We start from the raw sequence: 14,801 nt of genomic DNA, 5'->3' as shown, positions 1-14,801 counted from the left end.
AGGCGGTCTACTGTGCCGTCTCCCGGGCGATGTGCGCGAGCACCTCCTCGAGCCCTGCGATGCGCCCCGGCCGGCCGATCAGCCGCAGGTGCAGGCCAATCGACATCATCCGCGCGGCGCGTGCCCCCTCGGCGTAGAGCCGGTCGAAGGCGCCCGTCACGTAGGTGCTGAAATCCGCCGCCTGCACGAAGCCGCCGCCGGGCGAGAAGCGCATGTCGTTGGTGTCGAACGCATAAGGAAGGAGTACGTGATCGCCTGCCATCCGCGGGATGTCATCGTCGTAGACATCGCTGTCATAGAGAAAGTCGCCGCGGTCGAGCAGCAGGGATTTCAGTTCGACCGGCATGGTCTCGCGCAGCTTGCGGTCGAGCGCCGAGAACGGCTCGTCGAACAGAAAAAGATCGGGGCCGACGACCAGCGCGCGGGCCACGGCGACGCGCTGCTGCTGGCCACCCGAGAGCGCGGCGATGGGACGATCCGCGGACCCGGTCATGCGCACCAGCGAGAGCGCCTCGGCCACTGGCGTGCCGGTGGCGGCCTTGGCCATGCCCCGCGCCCGCAACCCGAAGGCCACGTTCTCGGCCACCGTCGCCGGGGCGGAGGCGCTGAAGGGGCACGGTGCGACCGGGCAGCTGCGGGTCGGAGATCCCGCCGACCTGATCCTGCTCGATCCGCTGGCGCCGAACCTGCGCCCGCTCATCGACGGCTTCGGCGTGGTGGCGCATTCCGCCTCGGCGGGCAACGTCACCGATGTCATGGTGCAAGGGGCGTGGCTGATCCGCGACCGCAAGCCCACCCGAGTGAACGCCGCCGAGGTCGTGGCCGAGGCGCAGCGCGTTGCGGAGGGCCTCTGGGCCCGGGCCGAGGCGGGCTGAGCCGCTAGAGCAGGGCGGCGACGGTCGCGCCGGTGTGCAGCAGGTGCCTCCGCCAGATCCGTCCGGCGCCGTCCGCATCGCCGGCGCGCAGCGCCCGCATCAGTTCTTCGTGTTCCGCGACCGCTTCCTGGAGGCGCTCGGGCTTCATGATCGCGAGGAAGCGGCCGCGACGGGCGCGCGCCATCAGCTTGCGATGCGTCTCGGTGACGATGGGGTTGCCGCAGGCCCCGACGATCAGGTCATGAATCTCGGAATTGGTGTCGAAATAGTCCGAGTGGTTGCCGACCTTGTGATAGGTCAGCATCCGGTCGTGCATCTCTTCGAGCCGGTCGAGGGTCTCGGGGTCGATGCGCTCTGCCAGTCTCTCGGCGGCAAGACTTTCGAGCGAGGCGATCACGTCGAACAGGGCCAGCGCCTCCTCGGCGCCGTATTGCAGCACCTGCGCGCCCTTGTTGCGCGAGATGGTGATCAGCCCGTCCGCATCGATCAGCTTCAGCGCCTCGCGGACCGGTGTGCGCGACACTTCGAGCTCGGCCGAGATCTTGCGTTCGACGATCCGCGAGCCGGGCGGGTAGACACCCTTGACGATGCGATCGCGGAGGATGTCCGCGACCCATTGCGCGGTTGCGGTTGCGCTGTCCGGTCTGTGCGTGTGGGCCGTGTCTGCAACCATGTCCGATGCCTTGGCAAGAGATCCGCTGATATGGCATGCCATTCTGGTGTGGCGCCAGAGGAAATCAAGCCCAAGCTGCCTTGCGGTTGGGCGCGCGTTGCTATGGCCGCGCATTCATCGGCGTGGAGGCGGGTCCGCTCAGTAGGACAGGAAACGGGTTTCTTCATCCCGCGTCGGCGCGTCGCTGAAATCCGCCTCCTCGGGGATGCGGCCGAAGGCGATCTTTGCACCGACGTAGCCACCGGGAATGTCGTCCTGCACCCCCAGCGACAGGGCCTTCGTGCCGTGTGAACGGCGCAGGCTGTCCATCAGGTCGCTGACCTTCTCCCATCTCTCGCGCGAAGCCGTGTCGCCTCCGTCCTCGAGTGCGCCGCCGAACAGGTCGCCGGTGATCTCGTCATCCGAAACCAGCCCGTGCAACGTGACGCTGACCGAGTGCGGCGAGAAGCGAAGGGAACGGCGCGCCTCCGTCAGCGCCTTCGACAGCGCACGGGTTAAACTGCGGTCGTCGCGCGCGGCGGGAAATGCCTCGCGCCACGTCCATTGCGCCGTCTCGGGGCCGCGCCTGCCACGGAAACCGAGGCTCAGCTCGGTCGCGCGAAGCTCGTCCCGGCGCAGTCGCCGCGCGGCGCTCAGCAGGAGCTGCCGGGCGCAGGCTTCGACCTGATCCGGGCTGCGCCCGTCGCGCGGCAGCACGCGGCCGTGGCCATACATGCTTTTCCTGGTCTCGGGCCGCTCGGCATGGAAGCCGTGAAACTCGTTCCAGAAACGCTCGCCCTCGACATTGCCCCAGATCTTGCGCGCCTGCTTCGGCGCGAGGCGCCAAAGGCCGTCGATGTCCTGCACCCTCGAGGCGGCGAGCCGCGCGCCGATGCCCTTGGAGATGCCGGGCAGATCGCGGAGGTCGAGATGGGAAAGGCTGCCGGGCAACCCCCGCGCCTCGATCAGCGCAAAGCCGTCGGGCTTGTTCATTTCGGCGCCGACCTTGGCGAGCAACTCGGTGGGAGCCATGCCGATGGAGCAGGTGAGCGCCGGGCTGAACGCCTCTCTCAGCGCGGACTTGATGCGGTCGGACAAGGTCTTGCCCTGCGCCGCCTCGCCGGGCGAGAGATGGCAGACCACCTCGTCGATCGAGCGCACCTTGGCCACTGGCAGGATGGTGCCCACGACGTCGAGAATGCGTTTGTGCAGCCGGACATAGGCATCGTGCCGCGCGATCACGAAGATCATGTCAGGGAGGATCCGGCGCGCCTCACGGACCGAACTGCCCGAGGCCACGCCGCGCGCCTTGGCCTCGCGGCTGACGGCAATGCAAGAGGTGTGCGGGGAATCGAGCGGCACGACCCCCAAGGGGCGGCCGCGCAGGTCGGCGTTGAAATGCTGCTCGGCGGAGGCGAAGAAGCTGTCGAAATCGAGATACAGGCGTTCCACTTTCGGCCCGTCTGCCCTCTCGTGCGTCCCACTCATGCCGCGCGCCCTTTCCTGCATACTTCAAGCGATATGTCGGGTCTGCGGGGCCGTCGTGAACGCCCCCGGGGCGTCGGCGCAGATCGGAAACAGAACGGGCGGAGCCGTGAAGCTCCGCCCGTCGTGCTTGTTGCCTCCGGGTCAGCCCGGCAGGGTGATGGCCTTGGCGTTGATGAACTCGGTCATGCCGAAGCCGCCATGTTCACGCCCGTAACCACTGTCCTTGACGCCGCCGAAGGGCATTTCCGGCGTCGCGAGGTTGAAGTGGTTGATGAACACCATGCCGGTGTCGAAATGCTGCTTCGCCAGTTCCAGCGCGCGGTCCTCATCCTTGCTGAAGATGCCGCCGCCAAGGCCGAAGCGGCTGTCATTGGCGATGCGCATGGCATCGTTGTCATCCTTGGCGCGGATCACCGACGCCACCGGACCGAAAAGCTCTTCGTCATAGGCCGGCTGGCCGGGTTCCACTTCAGTCAGAACGGTGGCCGGATAGTAGTAGCCGGTGCCCTCGGGCATGGTGCCGCCCACGGCAATCTTCGCGCCCTTGGCGACGGATTTCTCGACCTGCTCGTGCAGTGTCTCGCGCAGGTCCTTGCGCGCCATCGGGCCAAGATCGGTGTCCTTCTTGGTAGGATCGCCGAGGCTCACTTCGCCCATCGCCTTGACGTAGCCGTCGACGAAGGCGTCATAGACCTTGTCTGCCACCACGAAGCGCTTGGCGTTCACGCAGGTCTGGCCATTGTTGTAGATCCGGCCCGCGACGCAGGTCTTCACGGCAAGATCGATATCGGCATCTTCCAGCACGAGGTAGGCGTCGTTGGAGCCAAGCTCCATCACCGTTTTCTTCAGGTGCTCGCCCGCCTTGGCGGCGATGATGCTGCCGGATTTGGCACTGCCGGTCATGGTCACGCCGCGCACCAGCTCGTGGGCGATCAGCTCATCGGACTGATCGTGATCGATCAGCATTACGGTGAAGAGGTTCTTCGGCAGGCCAGCCTCCTCGAAGATATCACGCAGCATTAGGCCCGAGCCGGTACAGATCTCGGCATGCTTCAGCAGCACACCGTTGCCGGCCATCAGGTTGGCGATGGCGTAGCGGACCGCCTGATAAGCGGGGAAGTTCCAGGGCTGAATGCCGTAGATCACGCCGATCGGCGACTTGCTGATAACGCCCTTGCGACCGTCCTGAAGTTCACGGGTTTCGTCCGCAAGGACCTCAGGACCGGCCTGTGCCGTCCAGTCGCAGATCGCGGAGCAAAGATCGATCTCGTCACGGCTGTCCTCCAGCCGCTTGCCCATTTCGCGGGTCATCAGGGCGGCAAACTCGTCCTTGCGCTCCTGCAGCTTCGCGCCGATGGCCTTCAGGACCTTGCCGCGCTCTTCATGCGACGTCATCCGCCAGTCGGAGAAAGCTGCGTGGCAGGCGTCGAGCGCTGCGTGCATCTCCTCGTCGCTCATCAGCGGGTAGGTGTCGATCACCTCTTCTGTGGCCGGATTGGTCGTGGTCATGGCGCGGTCGGGACTGTGGGTGTCCTTCATCTCGTGTCCTTTCCAAATCGGTATCTGCCACCCAACGTGCGCCAAAGGCCCGCGTTCCTTGACGGCGCTCACGAGCGCTTGATTGCAAGGTCATAGGGTGTCACCGGCCAGCAACCGTGACACTGCGCCTGCCGCGCGGACGACCACGCGCTCATGCCAGGGCTGGCGCAGTGGGCGCTGGTCGATCCTGTCGGCCGGGAGATCCAAGCCAGTACAAGCCTCTCAGCGCTCCCCGCTTATGTGTTGCGGAACCTGTATGTCGTCCGGTTGCGATAGATCTGGCCGGGACGGATCACCGGGTTCGGAAAGGTCGGATGGTTCGGGGCGTCGGGCCATTCCTGCGTCTCCAGCGCGATGGCGGCGCGTGGCCCATATGCGGCACGGTCGGGATCAGGCCCCGCCGGCGCTGCGATGTGATCCGCGGTATAGACCTGGAGCCCGGGGGCGTCGGTCTCGACCTCGAGCTGCAGGCCCGACGGTGCCGTGAGCCGAGCCGCAGGCCCTGTCCCGCGTGCGAGACAGAAGTTGTGATCGATCGTTTGCGGGCCCAGAGACCGCGGACGGCGAAAATCGAAGGGCGTTTCCGCGACGGACGCGATTTCGCCGGTCGGGATCTGCTCTGCGGTCACCGGCAGGTAGCGTTCCGCCGCGATCTGGAGACGACACTGGTCAATATTGCCCTCATCGCTCAGCGCGAAATAGGAATGATGCGCGAAGGAGAGCGGGCAGGGCGCCGAGGGCGTGGCTTCGGTCACGATCTCCAGCCCGCTGTCTTGGCAGCGGTAGGTGGTGGTGATGGCGAGCTCTCCGGGAAAGCCCATGTGGCCGTCGGGCAATTCGAGCGCGAAGGTGGCGTGATCGGCGCCATGATCGACCAGATCCCAGGGCAGGGTTGCGGTGCCCTCGCGACCGCCATGAAGGCAGGTGTGGCCTGCTTCGTTGCGGTCGAGCGTCACCTCTTGGCCGTCGAGTGTGAACCGCCCGCCGCCGATCCGGTTGGCGTAGCGGCCGACGGTGGCGCCGAAATAGGTCATCTTCCCGAGATATGGCGCGAGGCTGGAGGCGCCGAGCACCAGAGGATGCGACACCCCGTCAAGCCGCAGGTCGCGCAGGCGGGCGCCATGGCTCAGGAGCGAGGCGCGCAGCGCGCCACGTCCGATCTCGACCTGCATGACCTGCGTGCCGTCCGGGAGTGTGCCGAAGGCGGTGATCTGGTCACGCGCCATGTCAGGCCCGCACCCGCGGCTCTATCAGGCCCGCGACCGGGCTCTCGGCCTGATAGAGCAGCCCCTGCGCCGCGGCGGGATGCTCGATCCCCTCACGCGCGGTGCTGATGTAGAGTCGCCGCAGGTCAGGACCGCCGAAGGCCGGGCAGGAGCTGTGCCGTCCGCCCACGAGGATCTCCCGGTCGAACTGCCCGTCGGGGAGGTAGCGCGCGACCCGGCCCGCGCCCCACTGGGCGTTCCAAAGCCCACCCTCGGCGTCGATCACCGCTCCGTCGGGAAACAGCCCCTGCGCGCGCAGGTCGAGGAAGACCTCGCGCTCCCCGCACGGCCAGCCGTCCGCGTCGAGCTCGACCCGCCAGATGATCTGGCGGCGCGTGTCGGCGAAATGGGCTGTCCTGCCGTCGGGGCTGAAACAGATCGCGTTGGGGATCGAGATGCTGTCGTAGAGCCGGGTCACCTTGCCATCCAAGTAGCGATAGATTGCCCCGGCCCCCGGCTCCGCGTGTTTGCCCATGGTGCCGATCCAGAAGCCGCCATGAGGGTCGGCCCGGCCATCGTTCGAGCGAGTGCGGTCATCCTCTGCTTCGATCTCCGCCAGCCGCTCGCGTTGGCCCGAACCGATGTCGAAGCGCCAGAGCCCGGTCTCGGAGGCGAGCAGCAGCGTGTCGCGGTCGATCCAGCCGGCGGCAGAGTGCATCTCGTCGAACTGCCACGCCAGCGGACCGGTGCCGTCGAAGGACAGCAACCGCGCGCTCAGGATATCGAACCAGAACAATTGCTGCCGTTCCGGGTGCCAGAACGCGCCCTCGCCCAGCTCGCAGGGTCGCGTGTCGCAGATGGTCGCGGTCATGGCGTCACACCTTCGGGCCGCAACGACGGGCTCTCTCCGCCACCTTGGCCGTCTTGGGCCCCCACCCGCAAGAGGCCAGGGGCGTCTTGCGCGTGAGGTTTTTCATTGTCTCCGGGCGCTTTGCCAAGGTCATTTCAGATCCTGCGGCAGCAGCGCCTCGGGCAGGTTCTGGTAGCAGACCGGACGCAGGAAGCGGCGGATCGCCATGGTCCCGACCGAGGTCGCGCCGAAATTCGTCGAGGCGGGGTAGGGGCCGCCATGCACCATGGCGTCGCAGACCTCGACCCCGGTGGGGAACCCGTTGGCCAGCACCCGGCCCGCCATGCGCTCGAGCACCGGCAACAGGCGTTGCGCCAGAGGAGTGTCGTCCTCGTCCATCATCAGCGTTGCGGTGAGCTGCCCGGCAAAACTGTTGGCGACGGCCAGCATCTCGTCCTCGTTGCGGACCACGATGGCAATGCCCAGCGGGCCGAAGACCTCGTGGCCCAGCGTCTCGTTCTCCATCCACGCCGTGCCGGTGGTGCGCAGCAGGTAGGGCGTGGCGTTGCGCAGGTCGCAGGTCGAGGTCATCACCTCCTGCACGCCGCTCTGCGACGACAGCGTCTCGGCCCCGGTGCGGTAGGCATCTGCGATGCCCTCAGTGAGCATGGTCTGCGGCGCGGTCGCCTCCAGCGCCTCTTTCGCGGCGGCGAGGAAGGCCTCGGTCTCGGAGCCTTCGATCAGCACAAGAGCGCCGGGGTTGGTGCAGAACTGCCCCGCCCCCATGGTGAGCGAGCCGGCCCAGCCTTTGGCCATCTCCTCGGCGCGGGCCGTCATCGCGGCGGGCAGGAAGAACATCGGGTTGATCGAGCCGAGCTCGCCGAAGAACGGGATCGGCTCCGGGCGCTGCGCGCAAAGATCGAACAGCGCCTTGCCGCCGCGCAGCGAGCCGGTGAAGCCGACCGCCTTGATCAGCGGATGCCGGACCAGCGCACCGCCGACCTCGTGGCTGCCGCCATGGATCATCGAGAAGGTCCCGGCGGGCATGCCGGTGGCCTCGATGGCGGCGTGGATCGCCTCGGCGACGACCTCGGCGGTGCCGGGATGGGCCTCGTGGCCCTTCACCACCACCGGACAGCCGGCAGCGAGGGCCGAGGCGGTGTCGCCGCCGGCGGTGGAGAAGGCCAGCGGGAAGTTCGAGGCGCCGAACACCGCCACCGGGCCGGTCGGGCGCTGCATCATCCGCAGGTCCGGGCGCGGCAGCGGCGCGCGGTCGGGCAGGGCGGCGTCGTTGCGGATATCGAGATAGGCGCCGTCCCGGATATGCGCCGCGAAGAGCCGCAGCTGGCCGGTGGTGCGGCCGCGCTCGCCCTCGAGCCGGCCAGCGGGCAGGCCGGTCTCGGCGGTGCCGATCTCGGTGATGGTGTCGCCGCGGGCGTCGATTTCGTCGGCGATGGCCTCGAGAAAGGTGGCGCGGGTCTCGCGCGTGGTGGTGGCGTAGGCCGGGAAGGCCGCCTCGGCAGCCTGTGCCGCCGCGTCGACCTGTGCTGGCGTCCCCTTCGAGACCGCGATCGGCGTGCCGGCGACCGGTGTCGAGGAGAAGGTGTCGTCGCTGCCGACCCAGGCGCCGGCGATCAGGTGTTTGCCGTGGAAAGTCATGTCGTTGCTCCTCTTACTTGCCCCAGCGCAGCGCCATGATGTCGAGATCACGCGCGAGCTCCAGAAGCCGGGTGCGGGTGCGGGGCGTCATCGGCTTGAGCGGGTGACGCACATGGTCCGAGGCGATCACGCCGCCTTCCTTGTAGATCACCTTGCAGGCGCGCAGACCGCACTGGCGGTTCTCGTGGTTGATCAGCGGCAGGCAAAGCTGCCACTGCGCCAGCGCCGCCGCCTTGTCGCCGGCGAGATAGTGGCTGACGATGGGGCGGATCTTCTCGGCGAACATGCCCGAGGTCATGGTGCCGGTCGCCCCGGCATCGAGATCGGCCAGCAGCGTGACCGCTTCTTCCCCGTCAAAGGGGCCGATGATGTCGCTGCCGCCCGCGGCGATCAGCGCCTCAAGCTTGTCGGCGGCAAACGGGGTTTCCATCTTGAAATAGCAGACATTCTCGATCTCGCGCGCCATCTTGGCCAAGAGCGGCACCGGCAGCGTGACGCCCGAGAGCGGCGCGTCCTGGATCATGATCGGGATCGAGATCGCGTCGGAAACCGCGGCGAAATGCTCGAGGATTCCGTCCGCTGCAGGCACCAGTCCGACGCCATGATAGGGCGGCATCATCATCAGCATCGCTGCGCCGAGCGACTGCGCGTGGGTCGCGCGCTCGATCGCCACCTGGGTCGAGAAATGCGAGATCGTGACGATCACCGGAACCCGGCCTGCCACATGCTCGAGGCAGAGCTTGGTGAGGACGCGGCGCTCCTCGTCGGAGAGCACGAACTGCTCGGAATAGTTGGCAAGGATGCAGATCGCGTCGACGCCCTGATCGATCAGGCAGTCGAGCGTGTTCTTCATGCCCTGAAGGTCGAGCGAGCCATCCTCGAAGAAGGGCGTGGGCGCGACGGGCAGGATGCCGGTGAGCGGGGTTGTCTTGAGGTCGGTCACGAAAATTCCTCGACGTCAGAAATGGAAGGGGGCGACGGTCTCGCGCCGGCCCAGCAGGCAGGCATCGGCGACGTGGCGCAGCGGCGAAAGGTCCATGTCGATCCGGCCGTTGCGCACGAGTTGCGCCATCTTGGCGTAGAGCCGGGGGTATTCCCCGGCGAGCCCGGTGAGCGCCTCGCCCGCGGGGGCGCCGTCGACGAACATCTGGGCGCCGCCATGGGTGAGTTTGAGCGTGCCCTCGGCGCAGATCGCTTTGATCTCCCAGGTCTGCTCGCCGTCCTGCCGGAAGTCGAAATCGCAGCTGATCGCGGCGCCGCCCGGGTGGCGGAAGGCGAGCTCTGCCGCGATCGGCGCTTGCCGATTGTCGGGGAAGGAGAGCACCGCCTCGCGGAGGTGGATCGCGTCGGGCAGGATCTCGGTCAGGATCGACAGCGCGTTGATGCCGGGATCGAACACGCCGAGCCCGCCGGGCTCGAAGATCCAGTCCTGCCCGGGATGCCAGCGCCGGACATCCTCGCGCCACGTGATATGAAGAGATTTCAGGGTTTTGTCCGCGAGCCACGCCTTGGCGGCGGCAACCTGCTGCGCCTCGCGCGAGTGCCACGTGGCATAGATCGACAGCCCGCGCGCGCGCGCCATCCGCTCAAGCTCGGCGCATTCCGAGAGCGTCGCGCCCGGCGGCTTCTCGAGCATCACGTGCCGCCCGGCGGCCAGCGCCTTGGCGGCAAATTCGAAGCGCGGGACAGGGGGCAGGCAGAGAGACACCACCCGGATCTCGGGGCAGGCCTCGAGCATCGCGTCGAGGCTGTCGAAGGCGTCGACCCCGTCGACCGTGCCGGAGCGCGAGACGGTGGCGGCAAGCTCCCAGTCCTCAGACGCCGAGAGGGCGGGAACGTGCTGGTCGATGGCGATCTTGCCGATGCCTGCGAGTGCGATCTGCATCAGTGCGAGTCCTTTCCGACGGCGTTGCCCCGGCAGCCCTTGAGGAAGTCGAGGTCCGCGCCGGTATCGGCGCCCTCCACGTGCTGCTGGTGCAGCCAGCCATAGCCACTCTCAAAGCTCTCCGCGGTCGGCGTCCAGTTGGAGAGGCGCTCGGCCAGTTCCGCTTCCGAGATGTCGAGATGCAGGCGCCGGCCCGGCACGTCGAGCTCGATCATGTCACCGCTGCGCACCACCGCCAGCGGACCACCGGCGGCGGCCTCGGGCGAGGTGTGCAGGACGACGGTGCCGTAGGCGGTGCCCGACATGCGCGCGTCCGAGATCCGCACCATGTCGGTGATGCCCTTTTGCAGGATCTTCGGCGGCAGGCCCATGTTGCCGACCTCGGACATGCCCGGATAGCCCTTCGGACCGCAGTTCTTCAGCACCATCACGCAGGTCTCGTCGATGTCGAGATCGGGCTCGTTGATCCGCGCCTTGTAGTCGTCGATATCCTCGAAGACGACGGCACGCCCCTTGTGCTGCAGCAGGTGCTTCGAGGCGGCCGAGGGCTTCAGCACCGCGCCGTTCGGCGCGAGATTGCCGCGCAGAACGGCGATGCCGCCCTGAGGGGTGAGGCCCTTGCCCACCGGACGGATCACGTCCTCGTTGTGGTTGAGCACGTCGCGAACCTCGTCCCAGATGCTCTCGCCCGAGACGGTGAGCGCGTCCTTGTGCAGAAGGCCCGCCTCTCCGAGCCGCTTGAGCACCACCGGCAGGCCGCCGGCATAGAAGAACTCCTCCATCAGGTATTCGCCCGAGGGCATCAGGTTGACGATGGTCTCGACATCGCGCCCGCAGCGGTCCCAGTCGTCGAGCGTGAGGTCCACGCCCTCGACCCGGCCCGCGATGGCAAGCAGGTGGATCACCGCGTTGGTCGAGCCGCCAATGGCCCCGTTGGTTCGAATGGCGTTCTCGAACGCCTGCTTGGTCATGATGTCAGATGGCTTGAGGTCATCCTTGACCATCTGCACGATGCGCCGCCCCGAGAGCTGCGCCATGACTCGGCGACGGCTGTCGACCGCCGGGATCGCGGCGTTGCCCGAGAGCGCCATGCCAAGCGCCTCGGCCATCGACGCCATCGTGGATGCGGTGCCCATGGTGTTGCAGGTGCCGGTCGAGCGCGACATGCCCGCCTCGGCCTCAAGGAACTCTTCCTGGGTCATCTCGCCGGCCTTCACCGCCTCGGAGAATTTCCACAGATGGGTGCCGGACCCGACACGCTCGCCGCGGAAATAGCCGTTCAGCATCGGCCCGCCGGTGACCACGATCGACGGCACATCACACGAAGCGGCGGCCATCAGCAGCGAGGGGGTGGTCTTGTCGCAGCCCACCATCAGAACCGCGCCGTCGATGGGCTGGCCGCGCAGCTGCTCTTCGATCGAGAGCGCCGCGAGGTTGCGGTACATCATCGCCGTCGGGCGGAAGGTGTTCTCGGAGGCCGAAAAGGCCGGGACCTCGACCGGGAAGCCGCCGGCCTCCCAGATGCCCGCCTTCACCTTCTCGGCCAGCTCGCGCAGGTGACCGTTGCAGGGGGTCAGGTCGGACCAGGTGTTCATGATCCCGATGATCGGGCGCCCGTCGAAGAGATCGTGCGGGTGGCCTTGGTTCTTCAGCCAGCCGCGGTGGTAGATCGTGTCGCGGGAATTGCCGCCGTACCATTCCTGCGAGCGCAGGCGCCGGGGCCAGGGGGCAGGTTTGAAAGTCATGTCGGTCGGTCCATTGCTAGGGAGATCTTGGCGAGGCGGGCAGGGCGCGACAGCCGCGCGCCCGTGATGGCGCCTCAGGCCTTGTTTTTCTGGTAGACGTCGAAGAACACCGCGGCGAGCAGCACGAGGCCCTTGATGACCTGCTGGTAGTCGATGCCGATGCCCATGATCGACATGCCGTTGTTCAGCACCCCCATGATGAAGGCGCCGACCACCGCACCGATGATCTTGCCCGAGCCGCCGGACATCGACGCGCCGCCGATGAACACAGCCGCGATCACGTCGAGCTCGAAGCCGAAACCGGCCTTGGGCGTCGCGGTGTTGAGACGGGCGGCAAAGATCAGCCCGGCCAGCGCCGCGAGCATCCCCATGTTCACGAAGGCGAGGAAGGTGAGCCGCTCGGTCTTGATGCCCGAGAGCTTGGCCGCCTTCTCGTTGCCGCCGAGCGCATAGATGCGGCGGCCGAGCGTGGTGTTCTCGGTGATGAAGGCATAGATCAGCGTTAGGACCACCATCGAGATCATCACGTTGGGCAGGCCACGGAACCCCGCGAGCTTGTACATGACGTAGAACAGCGCGCCGCTGACGATGATGGTGCGCGCCCAGAAGAAGGCGGCGGGTTCTTCCTCCATGCCGTACTTGCGATTGGTGATGCGCTGGCGCAGGCCGAGCCAGACGATCAGCATGACCGCGATGACCCCGGCGACCAGCGCCGTGCCGTTGGGGCGGCCAAGCCCGGTGAAGTCGGGGATGAAGCCGGTGGACAGCGACTGGAAGCTGCGCTCGAACGGGCCGACGGACTGGCCCTCGAGCAGCCACAGCGACAGGCCGCGGAACACCAGCATGCCCGCCAGCGTGACGATGAAGGCCGGGATCTTCCAGTAGGCGACCCAGTAGCCCTGCCAGGCACCGATCACGATGCCGGCCACGAGGCAGGCCGGGATCGTGGCCCAGACCGGCCAGCCCCAGTTCACCATCATCACCGCCGCCAGAGCGCCGATGAAGCCCATCACCGAGCCGACCGAGAGGTCGATATGCCCCGCCACGATGACGATCAGCATACCGAGCGCCATGATGATGATATAGCTGTTCTGCAGGAACAGGTTGGTGATGTTGACGGGTTTCAGCAGGGTGCCGTCGGTCACCACCTGGAAGAAGAGCATGATCGCGATGAGCGCCACCAGAAGCCCGTATTCTCGCAGGTGCTTCGACAGGTACTGAACGAGACTTCCGCCGTTGTTCCCGCGTTTGTTTTCAGCCAGTTCCAACTGTCCCTCTCCCTATTCCGCCGCGCCCATGGCGGGCTCGTCGACCACGTCGGTCACGATCATCGACATGATCCGCTCCTGGCTCGCTTCGGCTGCACTCAGCTTGCCGACCAGCGCGCCCTCGTTCATCACGTAAATCCGGTCGCACATGCCCAGAAGTTCCGGCATCTCCGACGAGATCATCACCACGCCCTTGCCCTGCTCGGACAGGCTGTTGATGATGTTGTAGATTTCAAATTTCGCCCCCACGTCGATGCCGCGCGTGGGCTCGTCGAGGATCAACACCTCCGGCTCCGAGAACAGCCACTTCGACAGCACCACCTTCTGCTGGTTGCCCCCGGAGAGGTTCATCACCTTCTGGAAGACCGAGGGGGTACGGATGTTCATTGCCTTCCGGTAGCGCTCGGCCACGCGGGTTTCCTCGCCCTCCGAGATGATGCCGTTGCGCGAGACGCTGGGCAGGTTCGCCAGCGTGGTGTTCTTCTGGATCGTCTCCTCGAGGATCAGGCCCAGCGACTTGCGGTCCTCGGTGACATAGGCGAGCCCGGACTCGATGGCGCGCCCGACGGTCGAGGTGTCGACCTCGCGACCGTGCATCTTGACCCGGCCCGAGATGTTCTGGCCGTAGCTGCGGCCGAAGATCGACATCGCAAGCTCGGTACGGCCCGAGCCCATCAGCCCGGCGATGCCCACCACCTCGCCGGCGCGGACCCGGAACGAGGCGTTGCGGATCACCTGCCGGTCCTTGTGCTCGGGGTGCCAGACCGACCAGCCCTCGACCTCCATCAGCATCTCGCCGGCACGATGCGGGCGCGGCGGGTAGCGGTTCGACATGTCGCGGCCCACCATGTCGCGCACGATGCGGTCCTCGGTGATGTCATCGGTGCGGGTGTTCATCGTCGACACGGTCGCGCCGTCGCGGATCACCGTGACGCTGTCGGCCACGCGGCGCACCTCGTTGAGCTTGTGGCTGATGATGATCTGGGTGACGCCCTGCGCCTTCAGCTCGAGCATCAGGTCGAGCAGCGCCTGGCTGTCGTGCTCGGACAGCGCCGCGGTCGGCTCGTCGAGGATCAGCAGCTTCACGTCCTTGGACAGCGCCTTGGCGATCTCGACCAGCTGCTGCTTGCCGACGCCGAGGCTGTCGACCAGCGTGCCCGGCGCTTCGCTCAGCCCGACCTTGTCGAGCAGGTCGGTGGTCATCCGGAAGGTCTCGCGCCAGTCGACGACGCCCTTGGTGGCGCGTTCGTTGCCGAGGAAGATGTTCTCGGCGATCGACAGCAGCGGCACCAGCGCCAGCTCCTGATGGATGATGATGATCCCCAGTTCTTCGCTGTCGTTGATGTCGGCGAACTGCGCGGGCTGGCCAGCATAGCGGATTTCGCCGTCATAGGTGCCGGCGGGATAGACGCCGGAGAGCACCTTCATCAGGGTCGACTTGCCGGCGCCGTTCTCACCGCAGATGGCGTGGATCTCACCCCGGGCCACCGTCAGGTTGACGTTGTCGAGCGCCTTCACGCCGGGGAATTCCTTGGTGATGGCGCACATCTCGAGCAGGGATGTCATGCCGCTGACCTCTCGTATTCATGGGTGGGATCCGCGCGGGGCGGCGATGCGCGCCCGCTCCGTGGGAGA

Annotated in this window: 13 protein-coding genes; 1 reads left to right on the top strand and 12 read right to left on the bottom strand. The window is 66.9% G+C overall.

Annotated elements, in window-relative coordinates:
* Nucleotides 1-7: 7 nt before the first annotated feature.
* On the bottom strand, nt 8-547 hold the full coding sequence (locus JF542_RS24375; RefSeq protein WP_423734648.1) for an ATP-binding cassette domain-containing protein: 540 nt from the start codon (nt 545-547) through the stop codon (nt 8-10).
* Between JF542_RS24375 and JF542_RS05410 the strand changes: the two genes are divergently transcribed.
* A complete protein-coding gene (locus JF542_RS05410; RefSeq protein WP_242533601.1) occupies nt 546-875 on the top strand; it encodes an amidohydrolase family protein in 330 nt (109 codons plus the stop codon). The genes JF542_RS24375 and JF542_RS05410 overlap by 2 nt on opposite strands.
* A gap of 4 nt (nt 876-879) precedes the next feature.
* Here the strand turns inward: JF542_RS05410 and JF542_RS05405 are convergent, their stop codons facing one another.
* The 11 genes from JF542_RS05405 to mmsA form a co-directional block, all read right to left on the bottom strand.
* Nucleotides 880-1,548, bottom strand: a complete 669-nt coding sequence (locus JF542_RS05405) for a GntR family transcriptional regulator (RefSeq protein WP_207075036.1) — start codon at nt 1,546-1,548, stop codon at nt 880-882.
* Nucleotides 1,549-1,686: 138 nt separating this feature from the next.
* A complete protein-coding gene (locus JF542_RS05400) occupies nt 1,687-3,015 on the bottom strand; it encodes a Y-family DNA polymerase (protein ID WP_207075035.1) in 1,329 nt (442 codons plus the stop codon).
* Nucleotides 3,016-3,156: 141 nt separating this feature from the next.
* Entirely contained in the window at nt 3,157-4,554 is a 1,398-nt protein-coding gene (locus JF542_RS05395; protein WP_207075034.1) for an NAD-dependent succinate-semialdehyde dehydrogenase, read from the bottom strand.
* A gap of 236 nt (nt 4,555-4,790) precedes the next feature.
* The gene (locus JF542_RS05390; protein ID WP_207075033.1) at nt 4,791-5,780 is read right to left on the bottom strand and encodes an aldose epimerase family protein; all 990 of its coding nucleotides are present in this window, start codon (nt 5,778-5,780) and stop codon (nt 4,791-4,793) included.
* A 1-nt stretch (nt 5,781) separates the two neighbouring features.
* Nucleotides 5,782-6,630, bottom strand: coding sequence for an SMP-30/gluconolactonase/LRE family protein (locus tag JF542_RS05385; RefSeq protein ID WP_207075032.1), 849 nt, complete (start codon nt 6,628-6,630; stop codon nt 5,782-5,784).
* A 129-nt stretch (nt 6,631-6,759) separates the two neighbouring features.
* Nucleotides 6,760-8,268: an aldehyde dehydrogenase (NADP(+)) gene (locus JF542_RS05380; protein ID WP_207075031.1), complete on the bottom strand. Its 1,509-nt coding sequence runs from the start codon at nt 8,266-8,268 to the stop codon at nt 6,760-6,762.
* A gap of 13 nt (nt 8,269-8,281) precedes the next feature.
* Nucleotides 8,282-9,211, bottom strand: coding sequence for a dihydrodipicolinate synthase family protein (locus tag JF542_RS05375; protein WP_207075030.1), 930 nt, complete (start codon nt 9,209-9,211; stop codon nt 8,282-8,284).
* Between the two features lie 15 nt (nt 9,212-9,226).
* Entirely contained in the window at nt 9,227-10,153 is a 927-nt protein-coding gene (locus JF542_RS05370) for a Gfo/Idh/MocA family protein (protein ID WP_207075029.1), read from the bottom strand.
* Nucleotides 10,153-11,898: an L-arabinonate dehydratase gene (gene araD, locus JF542_RS05365; RefSeq protein WP_207075028.1), complete on the bottom strand. Its 1,746-nt coding sequence runs from the start codon at nt 11,896-11,898 to the stop codon at nt 10,153-10,155. The genes JF542_RS05370 and araD overlap by 1 nt, the downstream gene beginning before the upstream one ends.
* Before the next feature lie 74 nt (nt 11,899-11,972).
* Entirely contained in the window at nt 11,973-13,166 is a 1,194-nt protein-coding gene (gene mmsB / locus JF542_RS05360) for a multiple monosaccharide ABC transporter permease (RefSeq protein ID WP_007802949.1), read from the bottom strand.
* Nucleotides 13,167-13,178: 12 nt separating this feature from the next.
* Nucleotides 13,179-14,732, bottom strand: coding sequence for a multiple monosaccharide ABC transporter ATP-binding protein (mmsA, locus tag JF542_RS05355; protein WP_207075027.1), 1,554 nt, complete (start codon nt 14,730-14,732; stop codon nt 13,179-13,181).
* Nucleotides 14,733-14,801 lie beyond the last annotated feature (69 nt).

The sequence above is a fragment of the Salipiger bermudensis genome, assembly GCF_017309175.1.
GTDB lineage: Bacteria > Pseudomonadota > Alphaproteobacteria > Rhodobacterales > Rhodobacteraceae > Salipiger > Salipiger bermudensis.
This window is presented reverse-complemented; position numbering and strand designations above follow the sequence as displayed.